Consider the following 26,114-nt stretch of genomic DNA (forward strand, 5'->3'; position numbering starts at 1 on the left):
CGGAGAAGTCCGGGCCGTTTTCGTTTCCGCATCATTTCTTCAGCTTGTAGCCGGTCTTGAAGATCCACCAGACGATCGTCATGCAGACCGCAAGGAAGATCAGCGTCATCGCCACGCTCAGTTCGATGCTGACATCGGAAATCTCGTAGAAGCTCCAGCGGAAGCCTGAGATCAGATAGACGATTGGGTTGAGGAGCGTCACCGTGCGCCAACCCGAGGGCAGCATGTTGACCGAATAGAAGCTACCGCCCAGGAAAGTCAGCGGTGTCACCACCAGCAGCGGGATCGCCTGCAGCTTTTCGAAACTGTCGGCCCAGATGCCGATGATGAAGCCGAACAGGCTGAAGGTCACCGCTGTCATCACCAGGAAGGTCAGCATCCATACGGGATGCAGGATGTGCAACGGCACGAACAGGCCGGCGGTCCCCAGGATGATCAGCCCGAGAATGATCGACTTGGTGGCGGCCGCGCCGACATAGCCGATCACCACTTCCAGCGCGGAGACGGGCGCCGACAGCAGCTCATAGATCGTGCCGATGAACTTGGGAAAATAGATGCCGAAGGACGCATTGGCGATGCTCTGGGTCAGCACCGACAGCATCACGAGGCCCGGCACGATGAAGGTGCCGTAGCTGACGCCCTCGATATTCGAAATGCGCGAGCCGATGGCGGCACCGAACACCACGAAATACAGCGACGTGGAAATGACCGGCGACACGATGCTCTGTAGCAGCGTGCGCCAGGTGCGCGCCATTTCGAATTTGTAGATGGCGGCGATGGCCCGGAAGTTCATCTCACTTCCTCACCAGGTTGACGAAGATTTCTTCGAGCGAGTTCTGGGTCGTTTCGAGATCGGCGAAGCGGATTCCGGTCTCGCGCAGATCGCCGAGCAGGCTGGTAATGCCGGTGCGCTCGCTTTTGGTGTCGTAGGTGTAAACCAGGTCCATGCCGTCATTGCCGAGTTCGAGATTGTATTGCGCGAGCGAGGCCGGCACGGAATCGATCTTGCTCTGCAGATGCAGCTTCAGGCGCTTCTTGCCGAATTGCTGCATCAGTTTGGCTTTTTCTTCGAGCAGGATGATCTCGCCCCGGTTGATGACGCCGACCCGGTCGGCCATCTCCTCGGCCTCCTCGATGTAGTGCGTCGTCAGCAGCACGGTGACGCCCGAAGCGCGGAGCTCGCGCACCACTTCCCACATGCCCTTGCGCAGTTCCACATCGACGCCCGCCGTGGGCTCGTCGAGGAACAGCACCTGCGGCTCATGCGACAGCGCCTTGGCGATCATGACGCGCCGCTTCATGCCGCCCGAGAGCTCCATGATCTTGTTGTCTTTCTTCTCCCACAGCGAGAGATCCTTGAGGATCTTCTCGATCAGCGCAGGGTTCTTCGGCTTGCCGAACAGGCCACGGCTGAAATTCACCGTGGCCCAGACCGACTCGAAACTGTCGGTATGCAGCTCCTGCGGCACCAGGCCGATCAGCGAGCGCGCCGCGCGATAGTCCGCCTGGATGTCATGTCCATCCACCAGTACCTTGCCCGAGGTGGCATTGACGATGCCGCAGATGATGGAAATCAGCGTCGTCTTGCCGGCGCCATTGGGGCCGAGCAGCGCAAAGATTTCGCCGCGATTGATGTCGAGATCGATGCCCTTCAGCGCGGTAAAACCGGAGGCATAGCTCTTGGTGAGGCCGGAAACGGAAATAATGGGTGACATGCAGGGCAATCGGCGCGGAGGCAGTGGGAACTGTGCGGCAGGATGGCACACATAGGAATGCGTCTGCTCCGCCGCAATCGCCGCAGAGAAGATTTTGCTGTTACCCTGCCGGCTCGTACTCGATCTCCGCGATCGTCGCGCCATCCGCCGCATCGGCGAATGCCGGATCGGCGCTCAGTTCGTCGATGGTGCGGGGCTTCGGCAGCGTGGTCGAACCGTCCGCATTGACCCAGTTCTCGGCCACGTCTTCGAGCGTCTCAACGGCTTCGTCGATGGCTTCGTCCAGGGTGTCGCCGGAGGTGGCGAGGCCTGGGAGATCGGGGAAGGAGACGCGGAAGCAGCCGTCGTCGCCCTTGCGGATCACGGCGAGATAGACCGGCATGGTCAGGCGCGCTCCACGAAACTGTCGACGACCTTCTTCTCGCCGGCCTTGTCGAAGGCGATGGTGAGCTTGTTGCCGTCGATCTTGGTGACGCGGCCGTAGCCGAATTTCTGATGGAAGACGCGGTCGTCCAACGAGAAGTCGGATTCGATGCCGGTGGATTTGGCCACCAGCTCGCCCTCGATCACCATCGGCCTCTTGCGCGACGCGCTGCTGCCAAAGGACGAAAACGGCGATTGGCTCTCGTTGAAGCCGCCACCGCCGCTGCGGCCGCGCTGCTGCTGCGCGCGCTGCCAGCCCGGGGTCGAATAGCTGGATCCGAAGGCTTCGAGATTGTCGAAGCGCGACGAGCCGTAGCCGCCGGCGCCGCCCCAGCCGCTGCCACCCTTGGATTCCGTGATCTCGACATTCGCCGCCGGCAGCTCGTCCAGGAAGCGTGACGGAATCGTCGTGCTCCAGGTGCCGTGAATGCGGCGATTGGTGGCAAAATACAGCTTTGCCCGCTTGCGGGCGCGCGTGATGCCCACATGGGCGAGGCGGCGTTCCTCCTCGAGGCCCGCGCGGCCCTGCTCGTCGAGGGCCCGCTGATGTGGAAACAGGCCTTCCTCCCAGCCGGGCAGGAACACATTGTCGAATTCGAGTCCCTTGGCCGAATGCAGCGTCATGACCGACACGGCGTCTTCGTCCGCCGCGCCCTCGCGGTCCATCACCAGCGAGATGTGTTCGAGGAAGCCCTGCAGGTTCTCGAATTCCTCCATGGAACGCACGAGTTCTTTCAGGTTCTCGAGCCGCCCGGCGGCGTCCGCCGAGCGGTCCTTCTGCCACATCTCGGTATAGCCGCTCTCGTCGAGCACGACTTCTGCAAGTTCGGTGTGCGGGACCACTTCGCTCTGTTTGCGCCAGCGTTCGAAACTCGTCATCAGGTCGCGCAGCGAGCCGCGCGCCTTCGGCTTCATCTCGTCGGTCTCGATCACCTGCCGTGCGGCTTCGGAGAGCGGAATGCGGCGGCGGCGCGCATGGTCGTGCAGCATCTGCACGGTGGCATCGCCGAGCCCGCGCTTCGGCACATTGACGATGCGCTCGAAAGCGAGATCGTCAGCCGGCGAATTGATCACGCGCAGATAGGCGAGGGCATCGCGGATTTCCGCGCGCTCATAGAAGCGCGGGCCGCCGATCACGCGATAGGGCAGGCCGAGGGTGACGAAACGATCTTCGAATTCGCGCATCTGGAACGAGGCGCGGACGAGGATGGCGATGTCGTTGAGCTTGTGGCCCTCGCGCTGCAGCTGCTCGATCTCCTCGCCGATGCCGCGGGCTTCCTCTTCGGAATCCCATGCGCCGGTCACGGTGACTTTCTCGCCGTCCTCGTCCTCGGTGCGCAGCGTCTTGCCGAGCCGGCCCTCGTTATGCGCGATCAGATGCGAGGCGGCGGCGAGGATGTGGCCCGTGGAGCGATAATTGCGCTCCAGCCGGATCACCTTGGCGCCGGGAAAATCATGTTCGAAGCGCAGGATGTTGTCCACTTCGGCGCCGCGCCAGCCATAGATCGACTGATCGTCATCGCCGACGCAGCAGATGTTGCGTTGCTCCCTCTCCCCGCTTGCGGGGAGAGGGTCGGGGTGAGGGGCTGCCTCCGCGAGCGCAGCAGGTGGAGAGTCCCCCTCAACCGGATTGCTTTGCAATCCGACCTCTCCCCGCACGCGGGGAGAGGTGACTACTCCGCCTGAGTTCTGTGACAGCAGTCGCAGCCAAAGATACTGCGCGACGTTCGTATCCTGATACTCGTCGACAAGGATATATTTGAACCGCGCCTGATACGACTTCAGCACATCCGGCTGTTCGCGGAACAGGCGGATGCATTCCAGCAGGAGATCGCCGAAGTCGGCGGCGTTCAGGATCTTCAGTCGCTCCTGATAGTCCTTGTAGAGCTTGCCGCCCTTGCCGTTGCCGAACACCGCGGCCTCACCTGACGGCACCTGCGCCGGCGTCAGGCCGCGATTCTTCCAGCCGTCGATCAGGCCGGCCAGCATGCGCGCGGGCCAGCGCTTGTCGTCGATATTTTCCGCGGACAGGAGCTGCTTGAGCAGGCGGATCTGGTCGTCGGTGTCGAGCACCGTGAAATTCGACTTGAGCTGCACCAGCTCGGCATGGCTGCGCAGGATGCGACCGCCGATGGAGTGGAAGGTGCCGAGCCACGGCATGCCTTCCACCGCCTGGCCGAGCATGATGCCGAGGCGGTGCTTCATCTCGCGCGCGGCCTTGTTGGTGAAGGTCACCGACAGGATCTCGCCCGGCCGGGCGCGGCCGGTGGAAAGGATATGCGCGATGCGCGAGGTCAGCACCTTGGTCTTGCCGGTGCCGGCGCCGGCGAGCACCAGCACGGGCCCATCCAGCGTCTCGACGGCTTCGCGCTGTTCGGGATTGAGATTGCTCAGATAGGTCGGTGCCGGCGCAGCAGCGGCACGGGCGCGCGCAGCAATGCCGCCCGCCGCGGGCTGATAGGCGGGGAGGTCGTTGGTAGGCACTTTGCGGGCGTCGGTCATGCGAATCGTCATCTGCCCACACTGGCACGGCGGGTCTCGAAAGGGAGCCTTGTTAACAGGGATTGGGCTCATATAGGGGCAAGTGGAGCCCCCCGGTAGAGTTATCCCCGCATGGGAACCCGGAACAGCGACATTGCGGCGCTTGACTTGGCCTGCCACTCGGCTACCCAGCAGGGGTACGGGACGACCCGCACCTTCGACGACCATTCCGGGACGGCCCGGCCCGTTCAAAGGGGCCGGCATGGCGAACCCGATCAAGCAATTCGACATCATCCCGCTCGTCCGTCTTGGCGAGATTGGCGGCCACGACCTCGTCGTTACGAATTCGTCGGCCTTCATGCTGCTCACGGTGGCGCTGGCGGCAATGTTCGTGCTGCTCGGCAGCCGAAAGCGAGCCCTGATTCCCGATCGCTGGCAGTCGGTGGTCGAATTGCAGCATGAATTCATCCTCAAGACATTGCGCGACATCACCGGCGATCATGGCCTGCGGTTCTTCCCGCTGGTGTTTTCGCTGTTCGTCTTCATCCTGTTCGCCAATCTCATCGGCATGCTGCCCTATTCCTTCACGGTCACCAGCCATCTCATCGTGACCTTTGCGATGGCAGCTCTGGTCTTCGCCGTGGTGACGATCTACGGCATCGCCAAACATGGGCTGCGCTTCTTCCGGCTGTTCATGCCGCCGGATGTGCCGATGGCCCTCGCGCCGTTCATCGTTCCGATCGAGGTGATCTCTTATCTGTCGCGGCCCGTGAGCCATTCGGTGCGTCTGTTCGCGGTCATGCTGGGCGGGCACATCACCCTGAAGGTGTTTGCCGGTTTCGTCGTCGGCCTGTCGGGGATCGGCGCCATCGGTATCGTGGCGGCGATCCTGCCGTTGATGATGACCGTGGCGATCACGGCGCTGGAAATCCTGATGGCCTTCATCCAGGCTTATGTCTTTACGATGCTCACTTGCATGTATCTGAACGACGCGCTGCATCCCGGCCACTGAGAAGCGGTGGTGTGGGCTATCGCATGGGATTGCTGCAAGTAGCCCGCGGCCATCCTTCGAGACGCGCGCAAGGACGCGCTCCTCAGGATGAGGGGAAAGTATGTGGCACGATAGAAGACCCTCATGGTGAGGAGCCCGCGAAGCGGGCGTCTCGAACCATGCAGGCCGAGCGCTATTCCGATCCATGCGGTAGTGCTGGGTCGGCAACGAAGGGGACGACCTCTTCGTATCTCACAAGCTCAGGACGGCCTGATCAACTGGAGAACCAATCATGGCTTGGCTTTATCTGTTCGTAGCCGGCATTCTCGAAATCGGTTGGGCTTATTCGATGAAGAAGTCGGAAGGCTTCACCATTCTGGTGCCGAGCGTGATCACGATTGTCGCGATGATCGCCAGCTTTGCGCTGCTTTCGATCGCGATGAAGACGCTGCCACTGGGGACCGCCTATACGATCTGGACCGGCATCGGCGCTGTCGGCGCTTTTGTGGTTGGTATCGTCGTGCTTGGCGAGTCCGCCAATGCGATGCGCCTCGCGGCAGGCACACTCATCGTCGTTGGCATCGTGATGATGAAGCTCTCCACGGTCGATTAGCCACGATCCTCTTGTCCCGGACGCGATGCGGCGCGCAGGCGAAGCGAAGCTTCGCCGCAAGTGCCGCTTCGCAGAGCCGGGACCGTACCAGCACGCCGGAGCCTGTGACGTCCCGGTCCTGCGAAGCAGTAAGCGCGCTGCATCGCGCCTGGGACGCAGCACCGTTAACCCTCTCATTTCCGTGATGATCGCCGGTATTTCGTCCGGAACTTTCACTTGACACGCGGCTTGTCTTGGCATCGAGCGCGACGTCAGAGCTCGCGCAGTGAACCAACCAACCGTAACTGAGGTACGTGTCATGCTGAGCTGGGTCGTAACATTCCTCGTTATCGCGCTGATCGCCGGTGTTCTCGGCTTCGGCGGCGTGGCCGGTGCATCCGTCGAAATCGCCAAGGCGATCTTCTTTATCGCTGTCGTGCTGTTCCTGATCTCGGCCGTCGTGGGCCTGGTTCGCGGTCGCGGTAATAGTCTGTAGCGTCGGACGTCGTATCGTGTCCCGGATGCAGTGCCGGGACACGTACCAAGAGACAGCGTTTGAAATGGTCCCGGCTCCGCGGAGTAACGCTATGCGTTGCGCCGCCTCCGGGACCGGTTCGTTAGAGCGCGACTATTTCTTTGCCGGCATCGCGATGCTGCGTCCGACGCCTTCGGGCCTGTCCAGGCTGGAATGGGCCTCCGCTAGCGCCCGGACATTGGCGTTGATATCCGGTGGAAACGGCGCCACCTTGCGCGCCGTCATATCCATATGCAGCGTCATGTTTTCCGAGGTAGCCGACAGCCAGCCTTCGGTGGCATGGCGTAGTTCCTTGAACGTATGAATGCGCTTTTCGTCGGCGGCGACCACGAGAATGGACACCTGCGCGGGATCGCCGAGGTGGATTTCCCGGACGTAGCGCACGTGGCACTCTGCGGTGAAGGACGAGTTGTTTCGCTCTTTCAGGTAATCAGGTCCCATACCGATCTGCAGCCAGAGTTCATCCACCGCCCGATCGAACAGCACGTTGTAATAGGCCATGTTGAGGTGGCCGTTATAGTCGATCCATTGGGGCTCGATCTGCATGATCGAGGATTTGAACACGGCGGGGCGGCGCAGCAATTCGTTGATCTCGGTCATTCCCATCCCATTTCCACATCGCGTCTCTTGACCGCTTATACAAGCTTTGTCACGGTCGCGCCCCGTTGAAAGGGACAACCGTGGGTAACATCGAATCGCATTTGAAGCACCCCGAGCCGAAAGCTCTGGCGGCCGCACTCGAGGCGCTGACGGCGCGCTTCGGCAACAAGTTCGTGACCTCCCAGGCGGTTCGCGAACAGCACGGCCACACCACGACGTGGCTGACGAACCAGCCGCCGGACGGCGTCGTGTTCGCGCAGGAGACGGCGGATATCCAGGACGTCGTGCGCATTTGCGCCGCCAACAAGGTCCCGGTGATCCCGTTCGGGACAGGAACGTCGCTGGAAGGGCAGGTCAATGCCCCCGCCGGCGGCATCTGCATCGACCTGCGCGACATGGATAAAATTCTCGCGGTGCATCCCGAGGATCTCGATTGCGTGATTCAGCCCGGTGTCACCCGAAAGGCGCTCAACGAGCATCTGCGCGACCAGGGCCTTTTCTTTCCCATCGATCCCGGCGCCGATGCCTCGCTTGGCGGCATGGCCTCGACCCGCGCGTCCGGCACCAATGCGGTGCGTTACGGCACCATGCGCGAAAACGTGCTGGCGCTGAAGGTGGTCCGCGCCGATGGCGAGATCATTACGACGGGGACCCGCGCCAAGAAGTCCTCGGCCGGCTACGATCTGACGCATCTGTTCATCGGCGCCGAAGGCACGCTCGGCATCATCAGCGAACTCACCATCAAACTGCGCGGCATTCCCGAAACGATAGCGGCGGCGTCATGCTCGTTCGACAGTGTGCGCGGCGCCTGCCAGGCCGTGATCCTCGCGATCCAGACCGGCATTCCGGTGGCCCGCATCGAACTTCTGAATGAAGCGCAGGTGCGAGCCAGCAATGCCTATTCGAAGCTGACGCTCCCCGAAACCCCGCTGCTTCTGCTCGAATTCCATGGCAGCGAGGCGGAGGTCGCCGAACAGTCCAGGAATTTTCGCGAGATCGCCCTCGAATGCGGCGGCGGCGATTTCGCCTGGACCACCAAGCCCGAGGACCGTACCAAGCTCTGGCAGGCCCGGCACGACGCTTACTGGTCGGTCAAGGCCCTGCGGCCGGGGTCGGACGTCGCGGCCACCGATGTCTGCGTGCCCATCTCCCGCCTTGCCGATTGCGTCGGTGAGACCGAGGAAGATCTCGCGCGCTTCAATCTCCTGTCGCCGATCGTCGGCCATGTCGGGGATGGCAATTTTCATTGTTCGTTGGTCTGCGACCGCAACAATGCCGGCGAAGTCGAGCGCGCCGAGGAGTTCATGCACCGCCTGGTCAAGCGCGCCCAGGCGATGGGCGGCACCTGCACTGGCGAGCACGGCATCGGCCAGGGCAAGCAGAAATACATGAAGGACGAATTGGGAACCGAAGCGCTCGACGCCATGCGTGCGATCAAGCGCGCGCTCGATCCCGACAATATCCTGAACCCCGGCAAGATTCTGCCGCAAGCCTGACGCACGGCGGCCACAGCGTTTCGCGCAAATTTTGTGCGCGAAACGCTGCTTTCGTCGCATGGACGGATGGTCCTCGAACACCTATGAGGTGCGATAGATAAATTTGCTTGTAAAAATTGTGCCGCGACCCCGCCGCGGACCTTGGGAATGCGACGCCCTGGCGTCCAAGAAAAAGGCATCGACCGATGCGGCTGCCGTTCTTCTATGGCTGGGTGATCGTCGCCGTCACCTTTGTGACGATGGCGATCGGGGTGAATGCCCGCACGTCGTTTTCACTGCTTTTTCCCCCCATCATCTCTGAATTCGGCTGGGATCGCGGTGTCACCGCGGGCGCCTTTTCCTTCGGCTTTCTCGTTTCCGCAATCATGAGCCCGCTGATGGGCAGGCTGATGGACCGCGGCGGCCCGCGCGCGGTGATGGAGCTCGGAACCGTGCTGATGGGGGCCGGGCTTCTGCTCGCGCCGCTCACCACCCAGCCCTGGCATCTCTATATGACCATCGGTGTTCTCGTCGGCGCCGGCAGCATCTGCCTTGGCTATTCCGGGCAATCGCTGTTTCTGCCGAACTGGTTCAGCCGCAAGCGCGGCCTGGCGATCGGTCTTGCTTTCGCCGGCGTCGGCATCGGTTCGATGACGGTGCTGCCATGGGTACAGTCGATGATCGAGCAGACCGGCTGGCGCACGGCCTGCACCGCCATGGGCCTCGTCGTTCTGATCGTGCTGGTGCCGATCAATCTCTTGCTGCGCAAGCAACCCCAGGACATGGGACTGTTGCCCGACGGTGATGCTGCGCCGCATCCGTCGGCCAAGCAGGTCTCCAACATCGTCGATTCCGCCTGGGCCAGCACCGACTGGACGCTCGGCCGTGCGATTCGTACGGCGCGTTTCTGGTGGCTGGCGCTGGGATTGTTCGGCGGCCTGTATGCCTGGTACGCGGTCCAGGTCCACCAGACGAAGTATCTGCTCGATGTGGGCTTCTCGCCCACCGTCGCCGCCTGGGCGCTCGCGCTGGTCAGTCTGTTCGGCGTGCCCGGACAGATTTTTCTCGGTCATCTGTCGGACCGCATCGGCCGCGAATGGATCTGGACGGTGAGCGGCGTCGGCTTCGTCATCTGTTACGCCACGCTGATCCTGCTCGAATATGTGCCGAGCATCGCGCTGGTCTATGTCATGGTGATCGCGCAAGGTCTGCTCGGCTATGGTGTGACCTCCGTCATGGGCGCGGTGGTGCTCGAAATTTTTCACGGGGAACATTTTGGCAGCATTTTCGGCACGCTGACCCTGGCCGGATTGGCAGGGGGGGCTGCCGGGCCGCTGGTGACTGGCGTTTTGCACGACCACTACGGCACCTACACGGTTGCTTTCGCGCTCGGCATCGTGGTCTGCCTGCTCGCGACCGCCGCGATCTGGATGGCGGCGCCGCGCAAGGTGAGGGTCGTCGCCGGCCGGCTGCATCGCGCCCAGGCTGCGCGTGAGGCGCTGGAACAGGCTTCGCGCGGCTGAGCGCAAGTGCAGGGGATTGGTGCAACGCTTCGCACAGCCGCGTCTGCGGGTTATGCTGTGACTTCGCCACAGTTCCTTCTATAGATTTCTATAGATAGAGTTCGTCCGGCGCATTCCGGAACGTAGTGAGCGGGCACGCGGATGCCGCGGGCCGTCAAAGGGGAGATTCCGTGCAGACCACGCTGCTCGGCCTCGCGATAGCATTCATCCTGGCGCTGGTGGCTGCTCTGGTCGGGCCGTTCTTCGTCGATTGGAGCCAATTCCGCCCACAATTCGAGGCGGAGGCGACACGTATCGTCGGCGCGAAGGTGCGTGTGACCGGCGCGCTCGATGCGCGGCTGTTGCCGGCGCCGTCGCTCCAGTTGCACGGCATCATCATCGGCGGCGCGAATGATCTCGGTCGCTTCCGCGCCGAGAAACTCGATGTCGAATTCAGCCTCGGTTCTTTGCTGCGTGGCGAATGGCGCGCGACCGAACTGACGGTTGATGGCGCTGCCGCAGACCTCGGCCTCAACGCGCAGGGGCGTTTCGATCTGCCGGCATCGACCGGCCCGTTCAATCTCGGCGCTCTGGCGATCGATCGATTGAATGTCACCGGTCGTCTCAGTCTGCATGATGCCGCAAGCCGCTCGACGCTCGAGCTCAGCGACATCGCCTTCAGCGGCGACGTCCGTTCGTTGGCAGCAGGCGCCATGCGGGGGGACGGTAATTTCACCCATGCGGGTACGCGTTATCCGTTCCGCATCTCATCCGGTCAGGCCGGGGATGGCAATGGTACACGGCTGCGTTTCGTCGTGGATGCCGGCGAGACATCGCCCGGTCTCGATCTCGATGGCACCCTGAGCTTCGACAATCGTACGCCCAGCTTCGATGGCGCGATGACCATCGCGAATACGGCGAACAAGGCCGACATGACGTTGTCGAATGTGCCTTGGCGCCTTGTCAGCAAGGTGAAGGCCGATCCGGCGCAGGCGCGGCTGGAAACCATCGATGTGAGTTACGGCGCCGACGACAGCGGGCTGAAGCTGACCGGTGTTGCCGATCTCCGCTTCGGCGCATCGCCTCTGCTGCATGCCGTCTTGTCGGCAAAGCAATTCGATGCGGATCGATGGCTTGCGAAGCAGGACGGTGGCAACACCGCTACTCCGATTGCGGCGCTGCGCAGGCTGACGGCCTTCATTCCGCAGCCTCTCTTACGGACTGAGATCGCAATCAGTGCCGAGCAGATCACGCTTGGCGGGCGCCCCATGATGAATATCGGCGCCGACCTGCACGGCGACAGGACATCCTGGGTCGTCGAGCGGCTCGAATTCCGTGCGCCGGGCGGGACGCAGGTGGTTGCCAGCGGTGCGGCTGAACCTGACGCCAAAGGCTTCGCCGGAGCGATCAATATCGAATCCGTCGATCCTGATATCCTTGCTGGCTGGCTCAAGGGGCGCAATGATGCATCGCTGCGCGATCAAAAGCCGCTGCGCATTCGCGGTAATTTCACCTCGCATGCGGATGGGTTTTCGCTCGCAGGTTTGAAAGCGGAGATCGATGGAGGGGCGCTGGAAGGCCGCGTCGCGCTCAACTATCCATCATCTTCGGAGGGCTCGCGGATCGATGCCGACCTGCGTGCGGATCGTCTCGATCTCGATGCAGCGATGGCGCTGGTGCGCTCGTTCGGCGGCTCGCATGCGGAATGGCCCGAAACGGGGCAACTGTCGCTTGATATCGGACGCGCGATCGCCTCAGGTCAGGAGATGCGTCCTTTCGCAGCCCGGCTGGTCTATAGTCCGAAAACGATCGCGCTCGATCGCTTCAGGGTTGGAGAGCCCGCGGGGCTGATGCTCGATGGCAGCGGTGCGTTCGATCGCGCTGAGGCCACCGGCAAGTTGATGCTGAGTGCGAGTGCGCCGTCGCTTGCGCAGATCGGCAAGACCATCGCGCCCCTTGTGCCAGCCGCAGCGACACGCATCAGCGAACTGTCGGCGATGCCGGGTGCCGCGAAGTTGAAGCTCGCGCTTGCGATGGCCAAATCGCAGGCGAAGCCCGATCACGCCGATGCGCGGATGTCGCTCGATATCGACGCGCCGCAGGTCAAGGGTGCGCTGACGATCACGGCTGCACCGACGCTGGCGGCCATGCGCAACCTCGATGGTGACGCGTTGTTGCGGAGCGAGCTATCGCTCGATTCCAGTTTGAAGGGGCAGGGTGGCCCAATGCTTACGCTGCTCGGCCTGAACGGCGCGCTCGCGGCGAGCAATGCGCCGCTGATCCTCGAGGCGAGCGCCACGGGCGCATGGCGTGCGCCGATGCGCGTCAAGGCGAAGCTCTCGGGCGATGATCTCGATGCGGATGTACAGGGAAGTGTCGAGCCTTTTGCGCAGATGCCGAAGGTAGCGCTGATGCTGGCGCTGCGCGGAGCCAATGCGGCGCCGCTGCTCGGCCTTGAGAGCTCCGATCCATTTGCAAGGTTGAATCTGTCCTCCCGCGTTGGGTTGAATGGCGACAAGCTCGATCTTGACGATATCGACAGCACGATCGCGGGATCACGGCTGCGCGGTCGTCTGGCCATGACGCTCGGGCCCGAGAAGTCGGTCGACGGTCAGCTCGGTGCCGACAATATTGATCTGGCCTCCGCATTCGGCTGGATGATCGGTGCGCGGGGGCGAGAGGCCACCGAACCTCTCGGCGGCGGGATGCTGCGAGGCTGGCGTGGTCAGCTTGCCTTTCAAACGCAGCGCGCAAGCCTGCCCGGTGGCACCGAGTTCCAGCTGCTGAACGCAACAATCAAAAGCGACGGCCATGCGCTGACCATCGATCCGATCAGGGGCAAGCTCGGTAGTGGCGATGTCGTGGCCGATATCGATCTCAAGCCAGCCGCGACGACAGGTTATTCATTTGATGCGCGCATCGCGGCAACTGGCGCGGAAGGCAGCGCGCTACGCTATCGCGGTCTCGCGATGCCGGCCGGCAAGGTTTCGCTGAAGATGAGCGTCGCGTCGCAGGGGCGCAGCGCCTCGGCGCTTGAAGGCGCTGTGACGGGCGACGGTCTCGCGACTATCGACGGGGTGCGCATCGCCGGGCTGGATCCGCGTGTGTTCGACGCCGCGATCGGTGCCAGCGATAGCGGGCAGGCGACCAACGATGCCAAGCTCAAGCAGATCGTGCAGCAGGCGCTTGGGCGCGGCGAGTTTGCGATAGCCTCCGCGCAGATCCCGTTCAGTCTCAAGGACAGCCGACTGCGCGTCGGGGCCACCACGCTCGAAGCCGAAGGCGCACGCGCCGTTGTTTCGGGGGGGTACGACATCGTCGCCGATCAGGTCGATATGCGCGCGAGCCTGCTTGGCGCCGCGACCGGAAGCTCGACTGCGCGTCCGGAAATCCAGTTATTCCTGATGGGGCCGCCTGACAGGCTGGATCTTACGGTCGATGTTGCGTCGCTCTCGTCGTGGCTCGCGGTGCGGGCGATCGATCGGGAGACGCGTCGGCTCGATCTGCTGGAACGTGGAGCATCGCAGGCGCCCGCCCCGGTGCCGGCTGCGCTTCCGCCGCCGCGCATCGCACCTCCGGTCGAGGGCCCTGCGCCCAACGATGCGCCGATATCGTCGGTGCCGACATCGCCGGATATTCCCTTGCCACGCAGGGCGCCCCCCAGAGCTGCTGCCCCACGACCGGTGATCGTCCCGCCGGTCGTCAGCCAGCAGATTGCGCCGCTGCCTGCACCGATTGAGGTCCGTCCGGCACCGGGGGCTGCCCGCGCGCAGCCAAAGCAGCGTCCCGCCCCGCCACTCATGCTCACGCCACCTGCAGCTACGTCACCGGCCAAGCCAAGCTTCTAGAGTATTTTTGATCTTGATAGAGTCCTGTTCCGGACGCCCTGCAGCGCAGGCGATGCAGAGCATTGCCGACAATGCAGCTGCGCAGAGCGCCGGAACCGTGCAACGCTCGGCGTCTGTTGTGGTCCCAGCTCTGCGAAGCTTCACTTGGAATGCCAATCGCGTCCGGGAAGCAATTCCATCAAAGCAGAAATTGCTCTGTGCTCTAGCGATGTCCGAATGATGCGCGGTGCTTGATCCATCTTCAATGGATCGACACGGGTGCCATACTCCATCGGCCAATGCTACGGAAACCGTCAGCGCTTCCGTAACGCATGGTCGAAGGCGCGGGCAGCCAGCTGCCCGATCCGATCAGGCGGACAGGTTCGTGTTGCTTTCGATGCCACGCTGTGGCGGTGCCGCGCGGGTGCGGAAGTAGTCGAGCACGAAGAGCCGGATCGCCGATGACAGGTTGCCCTGCTGGCGATTGGTGTCGATTTCTCCCACCAGTTCCGAAAGCGTCATGTCGCGGAGATTGGAAATCTCCTTCATGCCGTTCCAGAACGCCTCTTCGAGGCTCACGCTGGTCTTGTGTCCCGCAACGACGATCGATCTTTTAACTACGGGCGACTTCATGATGCGCTCTCGCCATCGATTTTATGCTGGTCAAGCATGGTGTTCGCACGGGCAGTGCGCTGCTCCTCTAGGGTACGTTCGGATTTGATGCGACCAAAACGGGCGCGATTGATGTCCGCTTGTCGGGAAGCTTCATCGCGCGCTGCGCGCTTTCGGAAGCGATTGAGATTGATCAGGTCACCCAATGATCGCTCCTGTCGTTCAATAAGGTGATGGATCGCGCAACGCAGACTTTTCCGTCAGGTACTGATACGAGGCGGGAGCGCGGTTGGTTTCGTCGTCCATCCAAAAAATTCACTCCGTATCTTTAACGCAAAAACAGCAGTCGAACTCAATCATAGTTAGCAGCACCGCCGAACTTCCGAAGCCGGCTTTCTGAAGTCACTTATTATGAGGCAGCTCGGATCGAGTTGACTCATCAAGTCATCTTCTCAAGTCGGCTTCCTACTAATCGCAGTAACCGTTGGAAACGATAGTTGGTCACCCTAACTAAATTCAGCGGTATGAATTATAACTATTTCGCTTTTGAGATATTCTCAACAAGCTGTGAGAAAAATATTTGTCTCCATAATAAGTACTCATCCTGGTTGTATCATTTTGACCGGCTGTACGAGGCGATCGAACTCTTTTGTGTCGACGAGGTTCAGGCGCAACGCTTCTTCCTTGAGAGTCGTTCCGTTAGCATGCGCAGCCTTGGCAACCTTCGCTGCGTTGTCGTAGCCGATCTTGGGAGCCAGTGCGGTGACGAGCATGAGTGAGCGTTCCGTCAGTTCGCGGATGCGCTTTTCGTCGGCGCGGATGCCATTGATGCAGTGCTCAGTGAAGGATCGCGCAGCGTCCGCAACCAACCGGATGGAATGCATCATACAATGCGCCATCACCGGCTTGTAGACGTTTAGCTCGAAGTGTCCCTGGCTGCCGGCCACGGTGATGGTCGTATGGTTCCCGAATACCTGGCAACATACCATTGTCATCGCTTCACATTGTGTCGGATTGACCTTGCCCGGCATGATCGATGAGCCGGGTTCGTTCTCCGGAAGAATGAGTTCGCCAAGTCCCGAGCGCGGGCCGGAGCCAAGCAGGCGAATGTCGTTTGCAATTTTAAATAGTCCTGTCGCGAGGGAATTTATTGCCCCGTGTGCGAACACATAAGCGTCGTTCGAGGCCAGAGCTTCGAATTTGTTCGTCGCACTCGTGAACGGCAGCTTTGTGATCTTCTGCACATTCTTGGCAAATAGTTTGGCGAAACCAGGCTTCGAGTTGAGGCCGGTGCCGACCGCCGTGCCGCCCTGCGCGAGCGGGTGCAGGTCCTTCACTGCCATACGCAGCCGCGCAATGCCGTTCTCGACTTGCGATGCGTAGCCGGAGAATTCCTGGCCGAGCGTCAGCGGCGTTGCGTCCTGTGTGTGCGTGCGGCCGATCTTCACGATCTTGGCGAAGGCTTTTTCCTTCTTGCGCAGCGCAACAAGCAGCTCGCTCAAAGCGGGGATGAGATCGTGCGTGATTCCTTGAGTTGCAGCGATGTGCATCGCGGTCGGAAACGAGTCGTTCGAGGACTGGCTCATGTTGACGTGATCGTTGGGGTGCACCGGCCTTTTGGCGCCGCGTTCGCCTCCCAGCAATTCGTTGGCACGATTGGCGATCACCTCGTTGAGGTTCATGTTGGTCTGCGTGCCCGAGCCGGTCTGCCAGACGACGAGCGGGAAGTGATCGTCGAGCTTGCCGTCGATGACTTCGCGGGCGGCCTGGACGATGGCCTTGGCGAGCTTCGGCGGCAATATGCCGAGCTCACGATTTGTCTCCGCGGCAGCGAGCTTGACGATGCCGAGCGCATGCACCAGCGGCATCGGCATACGATCATGGCCGATGCGGAAGTTTTGCCGCGAGCGTTCCGTTTGTGCGCCCCAATAGCGGTCGGCGGCGACAGCGATCGGGCCGAAACTATCGGTCTCGGTGCGAGTGGACGCGGCGGATGTCTTCTTCTGCGATTTGGCCATGATGGGCTTCCTGCATTGCTGCGCCGAAGGACGCGGCGCAAAACGAAACGGGCCGCATCGCTGCGGCCCGTTCATTCTACACGCTCTTGCGCTTATTTTTTCCGGAAGCGGTCTAATCGGACGACTTCCGCCCCTTCGCCGTTTTTCGGCGCCTCGCCTTCGGCGGGCGCTTCGGGGGATGCGGGCGCGGAGGGGAGGGGCTCAGCAGGCGTCGTCGCCGAGGGCGTGCTCGCAGCCGGCGCTTCGGCAGCGGCTTCGGTCTCGAAGCTCAGGCCGAACTGCACCGACGGGTCGTAAAAGCTCTTGATTGCTGCAAACGGAACGACCAGGCGCTCGGGGATTCCGTTGAAAGACAGGCCCACTTCGAAGCGGTCCTCGGTCACCGTGAGATCCCAGAACTGATGTTGCAGGATCACCGTCATTTCTTCCGGATACTGCGCCAGCAGGCGCGGGGATAGCTTCACGCCGTCCGCCTTGGACACGAAGGTGATGAAGAAGTGGTGTTCACCCGGCAGGCCATGTTCGGCGGCATCGATCAGCACCTTGCGCAGCACGCCACGGAGGGCGTCCCGGGCCAGCACGTCGTAGCGAATATGATCGGTCGGCATCGTTCGGCCCCGTCGCTTTCGTCTTGATAGAGGATGTATCGGCAATTGTGGCGATGTCGGGAAGCCGACTCGCGCCATCCTTCCCATTCCATACGCCCGCGTGCAACCGCGGTCAGCAGCCTTGGAGACTGGCAGTCCGGGACGGACGGGTGCACTCTATATATAAGAGTGATGTGTCGCGAAACAGATCGGATGGCTCTGGAGCCGATATTGGGGCAAAAACCACGCAAAAATCGTTTGGCGCGGCCTCTTCCTCGGCCTAAACCGGCGCCATGCCTGCCCCATCGCCCCCACTCACGGCTGAAAGCTCGGGAAATACAACCCCGGCGCCCGTTGGATTAGGGACGCTGTTCATCGCCTTTGCGAAGATGTCCCTGGCCGGCTTCGGCGGCGTGCTTGTCTGGGCCCGCCGGGCCATTGTCGAGCAGCATGGCTGGATGACAGCGGAGGAGTTCAACGAAACCTTCGCCATCTGTCATTTCTTGCCGGGGCCGAACATTGTCAATCTGTCGGTGGTGTTCGGCGCTCGTATTCGCGGCATTCCCGGTGCCGTCGCCGCTTTCGCGGGGCTGCTCGGTCCGCCCGTCTTGATCGTCACCTTTCTCGCGATTCTTTATTCACGTTATGGCGATCTGGAAGCGCTGCGCCGCACACTGGCAGGCGTTTCCTGCGTTGCGGTCGGATTGCTGTTCGCGGTGATCGCGCGGATGATGCTGCCACTGTTGAAGAAGCGCGAGCCGCTCGACCTGCTGACAATGCTCGCCGTCTTCGTTGCGGTCGGACTGGTGCGCTGGCCGCTGCCCATCGTGCTGCTGGTTGGGGTCCCGGTGAGCGTTCTGCTGACGATAATGGTGCGGCGCAGGAGCGGGGCGTGAACCAGATTGGTACCGGCACGCTCTGGACGGTCGCCAGGACCTTCGGTCTGATGTCGCTGTTCGCCGTTGGTGGCGCCAATTCAGCGATTCCCGAAATTCACCGCATTGCAGTAGACGTCAATCACTGGCTCACGGATAAACAGTTTTCCGACGTTTTTGCTATTTCGCAGCTTTCGCCAGGCCCCAACGTCCTCATCGTCACACTGATTGGCTATCAGGTCGCCGGTATTCTCGGCGCCCTGGTTGCCACCTTGTCGATGTGCGGTCCAACGGCGGTTGTCGCCTACTATGTCAGCCGTTTTCTCGCGCGTTCGACGCACGCGACGTGGCCAGGAATTGTGCAGGCAGCACTTGTCCCATTATCCATTGGTCTAATGAGCGCGAGCGGCCTCATCGTGATGATGACCGCAGATACTTCAATAATAGCATATTCCGTCACCGCGGTTGCAGCCGTTCTGGCCTTTGCAACGCGGCTTAACCCGCTATGGTTGTTAGTTGGCGGCGGATTACTTGGTTTCGCTGGCATTCTCTGACGAAAGTGGCTAGCAAGCTTGCCAACGGGGTCGTTGGGCGGCCCCGAATGACTTGAGCTATCCGACTTCGACTACAAGACCTGGGCTATAAGCTCGTGACTAGAGGGACGTACCAATGAGTGATGCGCCGAGCCACGCGCCGGAGAAATCAATTTTACCTAGCTGGGTCAAAGGCCCGCAGGATTTTATCGGTGGCCTCGCCCTGATGGCGATTGCTGCATTTGCGTTGTGGGCGTCCAGCGATCTGCAGGGCATGCACGGCTTCTCGTTCGGCGCAGGCACCGCGCCGCGGATGTTCGGCATTCTGCTGCTCGCTCTTGGCGCTGCCGTGATGGTGGTCGGCATCTTCAATGAAGGTCCGGCGTTGCAAAAGTTTCACTGGCGCGGTCCGTTCTTCGTCGGCCTTGCGATCCTTTCCTTCGCTCTGTGCATCCGCCCGATGGGCATGATCTTCTCGGCGATGTCGAGCTTCCTGATCGCGGCGCTCGGTTCGACCGAGACGCGCTGGATCGAAACCGCCATCGTCGGCGCTTGCCTCACGGCGTTCTGCGCCTTGCTGTTCCCGTATGCGCTGGGTCTGCCGCTGCAGATGTGGCCAACCTTTCTGATGCGCTGAGGACGAGGGCGTTATGGGCGATCTTTTTTCCAATCTCGGTCTCGGCTTCGCGACCGTCTTTCAGTTCGTGCAGTGGGCGCCGCCTTTTCTGGGCGGGATGAGCATTCCCGTTCCGATGAACATCCTGTTGTGTTTGATCGGTGCGCTGGTCGGTACGCTCGTGGGTGTTCTACCGGGCATCGGCACTATCGCCACCGTGGCGATGCTGCTGCCGATCACCTTCGGCCTGCCGCCGGTCGGCGCGCTGATCATGCTCGCCGGCATTTATTATGGCGCGCAGTATGGCGGTTCGACCACATCGATCCTGGTCAACATTCCCGGTGAAGCGGGCTCGGTCGTCACCGCGCTCGACGGCTTCCAGATGGCCAAGCAGGGCCGTGCCGGTCCGGCGCTCGCCATTGCCGCTATCGGCTCGTTCTTCGCCGGCTGCGTTGCCACCGTTCTGATCGCGATCCTTGGCGCGCCGTTGACCAAGCTCGCGCTGGCCTTCGGTCCGGCGGAATACTTCTCGCTGATGGTGCTCGGCCTGATCTTTGCGGTCGTGCTCGCCAAGGGCTCGGTGCTGAAGGCGATCGCGATGATCGTGTTCGGCCTGCTGCTGTCGATGGTGGGATCGGACATCGAGACCGGCGCGTCGCGTATGTCGTTCAACATTCCCGAGCTCGCCGATGGTCTTGGCTTTGCCACCGTCGCGATGGGTCTGTTCGGCTTCGCGGAAATCATCCGTAACCTCGACGCCGGCAGCGAAGAAGATCGCCAGCTGGTGCAGTCGAAGGTGACCGGCTTGATGCCGACCAGGGAAGACATGATCACGTCGACGCCTCCGATCCTGCGCGGTACGGTGCTCGGATCGATCCTCGGCATCCTGCCGGGCGGCGGCGCGGTCATCGCGTCCTTCGCAGCCTACACCCTCGAGAAGAAACTCTCGAAGAACCCGAAGAAGTTCGGTCGCGGTGCGATCGAAGGCGTCGCGGCGCCGGAAAGCGCCAACAACGCAGCTGCGCAGACGTCGTTCATCCCGCTGCTCACCCTCGGCATTCCGCCGAATGCGGTGATGGCGCTGATGGTCGGTGCGATGACCATTCACGGCATCGTCCCGGGTCCGCAGGTGATGCAGAAGCAGCCCGATCTCGTCTGGGGCATGATCGCCTCCATGTGGGTCGGCAATCTGATGCTGTTGGTCATCAACCTCCCGATGGTCGGCATCTGGGTGCGTCTGCTCCGTGTGCCGTATCGCCTGATGTTCCCGTCGATCGTGGTGTTCTGCAGCATCGGTATCTATTCGGTGAACAACGCGCCGATGGACGTCGTCCTTGCAGGCGTGTTCGGTCTGATCGGTTACTGGCTGATCAAGCATGACTTCGAGCCGGCTCCGTTGCTGCTCGGCATGGTGCTCGGCCCGCTGATGGAAGAGAATCTGCGTCGTGCCCTGCTCATCTCGCGCGGCGATGCGACGGTGTTCTTCACCCGTCCGCTGTCGGCGTCGCTGATGGCGATCTCGGCCTTCCTGCTGATCCTCGCCGTGCTTCCCGCATTGCGAAAGAAGCGCGACGAAGTCTTCGTCGAGTCCGAGAGCTGAGGCCCTACTCACTGCTGCGTCACTCCGCCGCGGCCCGAAGTCGAATGGACTTCGGGCCGTTGCTTTGTATGAGTGCCGCGCGATACGACACTACGGCGCAGAAACTTCGGTCTGGGAGGCAATAATATGAAGTCATTTAAGAGCATGCTTGCGATCGGCGGCGTGGCGGCATTGGCCGGCATCGGCACCGTTTCGACCAAGGCGCAGGCGCAGGAATATCCGACCCGGGCCATCACCATGATCGTGCCCTTCGCGGCCGGTGGCCCGACCGACGTGATCGCGCGCATCGTCGCGTCCGATATGTCGAAGACCCTCGGCCAGCAGATCATCATCGAAAACGTGGTCGGCGCCGGCGGCACCACGGGTGCGACCCGCGCTGCACGCGCGGCCAATGACGGCTACACCATCATCACCGGTCACATGGGCACGCATGCTGCGTCGGTGCCGCTGTATCCGAAGCTCGCCTATCACCCTGAGAAGGACTTCGAGCCGGTCGCGCTGCTTGCCGGCACGCCGATCCTTATCCTCGCCAAGAAGGATTTCCCGTCGAAGGACCTCAAGGAATTCGTCACCTATGTGAAGGCGAACAACGAGAAGCTGAACATGGCGCATGCCGGCGTCGGCTCGGTGTCCTATTCGTCATGTGAGCTGCTGTCTTCGGTGCTCGATATCAAGCCGATCGGCGTGCCGTTCAACGGCACCGGCCCGGCGATGAACGCGCTGGTCGGCGGCCAGGTGGATTACATGTGCGATCAGATCGTCAACGCCGTACCACAGATCAAGGGCGGTACCATCAAGGCTTACGCTGTGGCCACTCCGGAACGCAACGCATCGCTGCCGGATCTGCCGACCACTACCGAAGCCGGCCTGCCGAAGTATCAGGCCTCGGCCTGGAATGCGATCTTCGCACCCAAGGGCACGCCCGCTGCGATCACCGCCAAGCTGAATGCGGCTGCCGCCAAGGCGCTGGACGATGAGAACGTCCGCAAGCGTCTGCTCGATCTCGGCTCGGATATTCCGAAGCCGGAAGCCCGCACCCAGGCTGCTCTCGGCGAGCTGGTCAAGAGCGAAGTCACCAAGTGGTCGGCCGTGCTGAAGCCCGCCCAGTAAGCGGGAACCATCTAGTGGTTTGATTGCAGGGTCGGATCCTTCACGGGTCCGGCCCTCGTCATTTGGGGAGGCGTGGCGGCGCCGTATCGCTGCCTGTTCCAGCTCTGTCAGCACTCGGCTAATGTCGACCCGGGGGCGGGATTCTTCTGCGGTTTAACGGCGAAAGTTTTGACTGCTGTTCAACTATGGCATTGACCCCGCTGGGCAATTTCCTTGTCCCTGAAACTAGCGCTGTCATTTTCGGACGACTTGCCTATAGTTGAGTCGTCGCGCTACGGCGGCCGCGTAACGACCGCAGTCAGTCTGCCGGGCAAGGCGGTGACGCATTCCCAGTAGTTCTGCGACAGTCGGGACCTTGGCGCGCTGTCCATATGATACATCCGGAAACTCAATACCTCGATTTGCTCAGGCTTGCGCTCGAGCACGGCGACGAGCGGCTCGACCGAACGGGGATCGGTACCCGCTCGATTTTTGGCGCAGTCGTTCGTTTCAATCTGTCCGACGGCCATGTGCCCATTCTCACGACGAAGCGCGTCTATTGGAAGACCGCCATTAAAGAGATGCTTTGGTTCCTGACGGGTGGAACCAATATTCAGGCGCTTCTCCGGGAGAACGTTCGGATCTGGACCGATTGGCCGTTGGCGCGCTACCGGACGGAGACAGGCGAAAGCATTACCCAGGAAGAATTTGAGAGCCGTATCATTGGCGACGATGCGTTCGCCGCGAGGTGGGGCGAGCTCGGCCCTGTCTACGGAAAGCAATGGCGCCGATGGCTCGGGGCCGATGGGCGCGAACATGATCAGATCGCCCAGCTGGTGACGACGCTGAAAACCAATCCCGCAAGCCGCCGCATGCTTTTTCACGGGTGGAATGTCGCGGAGCTGGGGGCGATGGCGCTTCCCCCGTGCCACATGGTCTACCAGTATCACGTTACGTCCGACGGGCGGCTCAACTGCCTGCTTTTTCAAAGGTCCGTAGACCTGCTGCTTGGCGCTGCGTTCAACTATGTGGGGGCATCCGCTTTGCAGTTGATGTTAGCCCAGCAGGCCGATCTTCGACCTGGCGAACTCGTGTGGGTCGCCGGAGATGCGCACCTCTATCTCAATCATCTTGATCAGGCGCGCGAACAACTCACGCGTGAACCGCGCCAGTTGCCGAAAATGAAAATCGTTCGGCGGGCATCGAGCATCGATGACTACCGGATCGAAGACTTTGAGGTCGAAGGGTACTCGCCTCATCCGCCAATCAAGGCCGACGTTGCCGTCTGAGGACGAGCAGCGGGCGGGCGGCAGGGCCTTCGAAGTGGTCCTGCCGTCCGCATCGAGGGAAGTTCAGCCGCCTGCCAGATGGTCTGCAACCGTGACGGACTCTGGCAGGACTTTCCGCTCCGTCAGCCAGTTCGCCGCGTTCTGCAGCTCAGTAACGAACTTCTTGTCGGACACCGGGATCAGCTTGTAGTTGCGTTTGCGCTCGATGAACTGGTCGCGAATCCTGTCGTCATATTTGGCGACTTTCTGGACCAGATACTCAGCGTCGCGGGTGTTCTGATTGACCCATTGCGCTTCCTTCTCATAGGCGGCGTTCAGTGCACGCACGAGAGCCGGATTGTCCTTGGCAAATTTGCGTGACGTCACATATGAGGAGAAGTCGATCTGGAACGGCAGGTCGCGCCCTTCGAGGAAGACGTCGTGTGCCTTGTAGTCCAGCCGTGCGATATCGACGCCGGGTGACCACATCGACCACGCATCGACTTTGCCCGAGGCGAGGGCAGGCGCCGCGTCGGGCGGGTTCAGATACACGAACTTGACCTTCGATCGATCAACCTTGTGCTTCTCCAGAGCTGCGATCAGCAGGAACTCGCCAAGGCCGGAGCGGTTGACGGCAACTGACTTGCCGACCAGATCCTCGACCTTGTTGATGCCGGAATCGTCCTTGGCGATAATCGCCGTGGTGCGCGGCTCGTACAGGACGAATTGTGTGAAGACCAGCGGCGAGCCGGCGATGATCGCGGCCAATGCCGGCGTCGTGCTGCCGCCGAAGCCGAAATCCGCGCTGTCGCCGGTGACAGCCTGCAATGTTGGCGCATGGTTCGGGAACGGGCCAAGCCACTCGACCTTGATGTTGTCCTTCGCCAGTTCCTTTTCGAACTCGCCGCGCTCTTTCGCGATCAAAGTGAGCCCATGATAACCCCAGGTCAGCCGGACCTTGTCGGTCTTCCGGCCAGTATCGGCGATGGCATCATCGCTGCCGGTGAAATGAATGCCGGCATAGGCGCTGAGACCCGCCATCGCCCCGCTGAGCAGGTCGCGGCGTGACGGCGTAAAGAGACGTTTTGACATGAATGAGCTTTCCCGGGTTGATGTCAGGCAACTTGAAGATCGCTGGCGACGCCGAGTTCGCGCAGCAGCTGGTCGCGCGTGGCGGCGGGACCGCCGTGGACCGGCGTTCGGTGCTCGGCAGCGATGGTTCCGTGGCGCATAACCAGAATGCGATCGGCCAGCGCGATCGCCTCGTCGACGTCGTGGGTGACAAGCAGGACTCCGGGCCGGTGGCGAGCGACGAGTTCCTTAACCAGCACGTGCATGCGAATACGGGTCAGGGCATCGAGCGCCGCAAAGGGTTCGTCGAGCAGCAGAAGCCGGGGTTCCTGCACCAGCGCACGGGCCAGCGCGACTCGTTGCGCCTGCCCGCCCGACAGGTTGCGCGGCCAATCGTCGAGGCGATCTCCGAGGCCGACCTCGACAAGTGCCGCAGCGGCACGTTTGCGCGGATCGGGGCCACGCAGCCCGAGCGAGACATTCTGCCAGAGCGTGTCCCACGGCAGCAGGCGATGCTCCTGAAACACCACGGCAGGGCGTCCGGGCGCATCGATATGGCCACCCTGGATTGGGTCGAGGCCGGCGAGGGCGCGCAGCAATGTCGTCTTGCCGCAGCCGCTTTCACCGAGCAGGGCGACGAACTCGCCGCGACCAATGCGAAGATCGAGGCGGTCGATGACGGTGCGGGCGCCGTATGTGCGGGTCAGTGCGCTGACGGTGACGGCGGCTTCGGCGATTGTTTCCGGGATGCTCATGCGCGTTCGCTTTTGCCGTAGTTGGGATGCCAGGCCAGCAGGCTGCGCTCGAGCAGGCGGGCGATGGAGTCGGCGGCGACGCCGATCAGTGCATAGATCACGATGGTGAGCACGATCACGTCGGTCCGCAGGAACTCGCGGGCGTCCATGGCGAGAAAACCAAGGCCGGACTGGGCGCCAACCGTTTCAGCGACGACCAGAGCCAGCCACGCGGTCGCAAGAGAGTAGCGGACGCCGGTCAGGATCGAAGGCAGCGCGCCGGGCAGGATGATGCGCCGGATCATTTGCCAGGTGGAAAGTCCCTGCACGCGGCCAAGCTCGAGCAGTTTCGGATCGATCTGACGGATGCCGAGCGTGGTGTTGATGTAGATCGGAAAAGCAACGCCGAGAGAGACAAGAAAGACCTTCTGCCCTTCACCGACGCCGAACCAGACGATGACGAGCGGCACAACTGCGAGGAAGGGAATCGCGCGGATCATCTGAACGCTGCGGTCGATCAGAGCTTCGGCAATCCGCGAGAACCCGACAAGGGTGCCGAGAATGAAGCCGACGCTGCCGCCGACGATAAAGCCGGTACCGGCGCGTAGCAGGCTGACACCGAGGTCGGCGAGCAGCGCGCCGGACAGCGTCAATTTCCACGCAGTGCGGAGCACTTTGGACGGAGCAGGCAGAACCTGAGGCGACAGCCAGCCCGCTTGCGCCAGCGCTTCCCACACGACAATGAGCAGGAAAGGCGCAATCCATGAAAGTAAGACCAGGTTGGGCTTGAATCTGATTTGTGGAAACGCCGAGATCGTACGTTTCGGTGCTGCGCCGGCCGACGCGCTGTATTGTTGCTGGATGGCGTAGTCGGCGTTGCTCACTCTGGCGTCCGTCGCTCTGTTTCGAAGTGGACGCGAATGTAGAGCAACGACAAGTATGGCGTCTGCGGTTTCTGCAGTGAAATCGT

The 26,114-nt window shown here is 61.9% G+C and carries 24 protein-coding genes; 12 read left to right on the forward strand and 12 right to left on the reverse strand.

Going from position 1 to position 26,114, the window contains the following annotated elements; genetic code table 11:
* Positions 1-31 precede the first annotated feature (31 nt).
* From E0H22_RS08890 to E0H22_RS08905, 4 genes are all read right to left on the reverse strand, one after another.
* A complete protein-coding gene (locus E0H22_RS08890; protein ID WP_233025295.1) occupies positions 32-793 on the reverse strand; it encodes an ABC transporter permease in 762 nt (253 codons plus the stop codon).
* A 1-nt stretch (position 794) separates the two neighbouring features.
* Complete coding sequence (locus tag E0H22_RS08895; RefSeq protein WP_233025296.1) at positions 795-1,715, reverse strand: ABC transporter ATP-binding protein; 921 nt, start codon at positions 1,713-1,715, stop codon at positions 795-797.
* Positions 1,716-1,815: 100 nt separating this feature from the next.
* Positions 1,816-2,097: a type II toxin-antitoxin system HicB family antitoxin gene (locus E0H22_RS08900; protein ID WP_233025297.1), complete on the reverse strand. Its 282-nt coding sequence runs from the start codon at positions 2,095-2,097 to the stop codon at positions 1,816-1,818.
* Between the two features lie 2 nt (positions 2,098-2,099).
* Complete coding sequence (locus E0H22_RS08905) at positions 2,100-4,640, reverse strand: ATP-dependent helicase (protein WP_233025298.1); 2,541 nt, start codon at positions 4,638-4,640, stop codon at positions 2,100-2,102.
* Between the two features lie 241 nt (positions 4,641-4,881).
* Here E0H22_RS08905 and E0H22_RS08910 point away from each other — a divergent pair, with 241 nt between their 5' ends.
* The 3 genes from E0H22_RS08910 to E0H22_RS08920 all read left to right on the forward strand — a co-directional run bounded on the left by E0H22_RS08910 (position 4,882) and on the right by E0H22_RS08920 (position 6,698).
* Positions 4,882-5,631, forward strand: coding sequence for a F0F1 ATP synthase subunit A (locus E0H22_RS08910; protein WP_233025299.1), 750 nt, complete (start codon positions 4,882-4,884; stop codon positions 5,629-5,631).
* 271 nt (positions 5,632-5,902) lie between these two features.
* Entirely contained in the window at positions 5,903-6,223 is a 321-nt protein-coding gene (locus E0H22_RS08915) for a DMT family transporter (protein WP_233025300.1), read from the forward strand.
* 298 nt (positions 6,224-6,521) lie between these two features.
* Positions 6,522-6,698: a DUF1328 domain-containing protein gene (locus tag E0H22_RS08920; RefSeq protein WP_233025301.1), complete on the forward strand. Its 177-nt coding sequence runs from the start codon at positions 6,522-6,524 to the stop codon at positions 6,696-6,698.
* 132 nt (positions 6,699-6,830) lie between these two features.
* Here E0H22_RS08920 and E0H22_RS08925 read toward each other — a convergent pair whose 3' ends face one another.
* Entirely contained in the window at positions 6,831-7,337 is a 507-nt protein-coding gene (locus E0H22_RS08925; RefSeq protein WP_233025302.1) for a thioesterase family protein, read from the reverse strand.
* 80 nt (positions 7,338-7,417) lie between these two features.
* On the opposite strand from E0H22_RS08925, the gene E0H22_RS08930 reads away from it, so the two are divergent.
* The 3 genes from E0H22_RS08930 to E0H22_RS08940 all read left to right on the forward strand — a co-directional run bounded on the left by E0H22_RS08930 (position 7,418) and on the right by E0H22_RS08940 (position 14,162).
* On the forward strand, positions 7,418-8,833 hold the full coding sequence (locus E0H22_RS08930) for an FAD-binding oxidoreductase (protein ID WP_233025303.1): 1,416 nt from the start codon (positions 7,418-7,420) through the stop codon (positions 8,831-8,833).
* Positions 8,834-9,018: 185 nt separating this feature from the next.
* On the forward strand, positions 9,019-10,335 hold the full coding sequence (locus E0H22_RS08935; protein ID WP_233025304.1) for an MFS transporter: 1,317 nt from the start codon (positions 9,019-9,021) through the stop codon (positions 10,333-10,335).
* A 170-nt stretch (positions 10,336-10,505) separates the two neighbouring features.
* Entirely contained in the window at positions 10,506-14,162 is a 3,657-nt protein-coding gene (locus tag E0H22_RS08940) for an AsmA family protein (RefSeq protein ID WP_233025305.1), read from the forward strand.
* Positions 14,163-14,510: 348 nt separating this feature from the next.
* Here E0H22_RS08940 and E0H22_RS08945 read toward each other — a convergent pair whose 3' ends face one another.
* From E0H22_RS08945 to E0H22_RS08960, 4 genes are all read right to left on the reverse strand, one after another.
* Positions 14,511-14,774, reverse strand: a complete 264-nt coding sequence (locus tag E0H22_RS08945; RefSeq protein WP_233025306.1) for a ribbon-helix-helix domain-containing protein — start codon at positions 14,772-14,774, stop codon at positions 14,511-14,513.
* The gene (locus tag E0H22_RS08950) at positions 14,771-14,959 is read right to left on the reverse strand and encodes a DUF4169 family protein (protein ID WP_233025307.1); all 189 of its coding nucleotides are present in this window, start codon (positions 14,957-14,959) and stop codon (positions 14,771-14,773) included. Before E0H22_RS08950 ends, E0H22_RS08945 begins: the two co-directional genes overlap by 4 nt.
* Before the next feature lie 393 nt (positions 14,960-15,352).
* Positions 15,353-16,771 carry a class II fumarate hydratase gene (fumC, locus tag E0H22_RS08955; RefSeq protein ID WP_233025308.1) on the reverse strand — a complete coding sequence of 473 codons (1,419 nt, stop codon included), beginning with the start codon at positions 16,769-16,771 and terminating at the stop codon, positions 15,353-15,355.
* Between the two features lie 92 nt (positions 16,772-16,863).
* Positions 16,864-17,379 carry an SspB family protein gene (locus E0H22_RS08960; protein ID WP_233025309.1) on the reverse strand — a complete coding sequence of 172 codons (516 nt, stop codon included), beginning with the start codon at positions 17,377-17,379 and terminating at the stop codon, positions 16,864-16,866.
* Positions 17,380-17,651: 272 nt separating this feature from the next.
* Between E0H22_RS08960 and E0H22_RS08965 the strand changes: the two genes are divergently transcribed.
* The 6 genes from E0H22_RS08965 to E0H22_RS08990 all read left to right on the forward strand — a co-directional run bounded on the left by E0H22_RS08965 (position 17,652) and on the right by E0H22_RS08990 (position 23,360).
* On the forward strand, positions 17,652-18,254 hold the full coding sequence (locus E0H22_RS08965; protein WP_283818805.1) for a chromate transporter: 603 nt from the start codon (positions 17,652-17,654) through the stop codon (positions 18,252-18,254).
* A gap of 50 nt (positions 18,255-18,304) precedes the next feature.
* A complete protein-coding gene (locus E0H22_RS08970) occupies positions 18,305-18,787 on the forward strand; it encodes a chromate transporter (protein ID WP_233026228.1) in 483 nt (160 codons plus the stop codon).
* A gap of 115 nt (positions 18,788-18,902) precedes the next feature.
* On the forward strand, positions 18,903-19,403 hold the full coding sequence (locus tag E0H22_RS08975; protein WP_233025311.1) for a tripartite tricarboxylate transporter TctB family protein: 501 nt from the start codon (positions 18,903-18,905) through the stop codon (positions 19,401-19,403).
* 13 nt (positions 19,404-19,416) lie between these two features.
* Entirely contained in the window at positions 19,417-20,982 is a 1,566-nt protein-coding gene (locus E0H22_RS08980) for a tripartite tricarboxylate transporter permease (protein ID WP_233025312.1), read from the forward strand.
* Between the two features lie 126 nt (positions 20,983-21,108).
* The gene (locus E0H22_RS08985; RefSeq protein WP_233025313.1) at positions 21,109-22,092 is read left to right on the forward strand and encodes a tripartite tricarboxylate transporter substrate-binding protein; all 984 of its coding nucleotides are present in this window, start codon (positions 21,109-21,111) and stop codon (positions 22,090-22,092) included.
* A 371-nt stretch (positions 22,093-22,463) separates the two neighbouring features.
* Positions 22,464-23,360 (forward strand): thymidylate synthase, encoded by an 897-nt coding sequence (locus E0H22_RS08990; RefSeq protein WP_233025314.1) that lies wholly within the window; start codon positions 22,464-22,466, stop codon positions 23,358-23,360.
* 63 nt (positions 23,361-23,423) lie between these two features.
* Here E0H22_RS08990 and E0H22_RS08995 read toward each other — a convergent pair whose 3' ends face one another.
* Genes E0H22_RS08995 through E0H22_RS09005 form a run of 3 tightly spaced genes read right to left on the reverse strand, consistent with a single transcriptional unit; the run spans position 23,424 to position 26,028 of the window.
* Positions 23,424-24,431: an NrtA/SsuA/CpmA family ABC transporter substrate-binding protein gene (locus tag E0H22_RS08995; protein WP_233025315.1), complete on the reverse strand. Its 1,008-nt coding sequence runs from the start codon at positions 24,429-24,431 to the stop codon at positions 23,424-23,426.
* 23 nt (positions 24,432-24,454) lie between these two features.
* Positions 24,455-25,165 (reverse strand): ABC transporter ATP-binding protein, encoded by a 711-nt coding sequence (locus tag E0H22_RS09000; RefSeq protein ID WP_233025316.1) that lies wholly within the window; start codon positions 25,163-25,165, stop codon positions 24,455-24,457.
* Positions 25,162-26,028 (reverse strand): ABC transporter permease subunit, encoded by an 867-nt coding sequence (locus tag E0H22_RS09005; RefSeq protein WP_430715235.1) that lies wholly within the window; start codon positions 26,026-26,028, stop codon positions 25,162-25,164. Before E0H22_RS09005 ends, E0H22_RS09000 begins: the two co-directional genes overlap by 4 nt.
* Positions 26,029-26,114: the final 86 nt, after the last annotated feature.

The organism is Rhodopseudomonas boonkerdii, from assembly GCF_021184025.1.
GTDB classification, from domain to species: domain Bacteria; phylum Pseudomonadota; class Alphaproteobacteria; order Rhizobiales; family Xanthobacteraceae; genus Tardiphaga; species Tardiphaga boonkerdii.